This is a genomic window from Pseudoroseomonas cervicalis ATCC 49957, assembly GCF_000164635.1.
Taxonomy (GTDB): Bacteria; Pseudomonadota; Alphaproteobacteria; order Acetobacterales; family Acetobacteraceae; genus Pseudoroseomonas; species Pseudoroseomonas cervicalis.
In genome coordinates this window covers 1-774 of record NZ_GG771136.1, presented here as the reverse complement: position 1 = coordinate 774, position 774 = coordinate 1, and the positions used below count along the sequence as shown (strand labels likewise).

1 protein-coding gene is annotated in these 774 nt (G+C 78.7%); it reads right to left on the bottom strand.

Annotated features, from left to right (window positions below; translation table 11 throughout):
* Window positions 1-774 (bottom strand): divergent polysaccharide deacetylase family protein (locus HMPREF0731_RS22185; RefSeq protein ID WP_211208002.1); only part of this gene is annotated, 774 nt, incomplete at both ends.

Genomic DNA, 774 nt, shown 5'->3' with positions numbered 1-774 from the left:
CGGTCGACCAGCAGCGGCGCCGGCTCGGCGGCGAGGCCCAGGGCGAAGCCGCGCTCCCGCGCGATCTCCTCCAGCCGGGCCAGGCGGCGCTCGACCTCGCCGCGGGTCAGCGGCTCGTCCAGGATCAGATCGGCCACCGCGCCGGCGGCCTCGGCCGGGGCGGGGGCGCCGGGGCGCGGCTCCAGATAGTAGAGGCCGCGCGCCTGCGCCTCCTCCTGCACCGCTTCCAGCTGGGCGCGGTCGGCGGCGAAGCGGTCGCCGCGCTGCGCGCCGATGGCGCCGATCACGCCGGCATAGCCGGCCATGCGGCCGAGCGCGCGGTGCAGCCGGTCCTGGTTCTCCCAATGCATCAGCCCGGGGCGCAGCGTCTGCTCATTCGGCTCGGCGCCGGAGGAGTCCAGCGGCAGGCCGAGGGCGACCTCCATGCCGCGCGCCCGCGCCTGGGAGAGCAGCAGATCGGGCCGCATCGCCTGCGGGGTGAAGGCCAGGGTGGTGGCGGGCGGCAGGCGACGCAGCGCCTCCTCCGAACGGGTGGGGGAGAGGCCGAAGCCGCCCACCACCAGCGCGATGCGCGGCCGCGCCTCCTCGGCCGGGAAGGGACGGGCATAGAGGCGCCGCGCCTCCCGCCCATCGGTGGTGATGCGCGGCAGCGGGCCGTAGGGGGAGGTCTCCAGCAGCGCCGGGTCGGGGGCGGGGATGATGACCTCGCTGGCGGCGGTCGGCGGGGCGGAGGGCGGCAGCGGCGGCGGGGCGGGCGCCTCGGGCGGGGCCAGC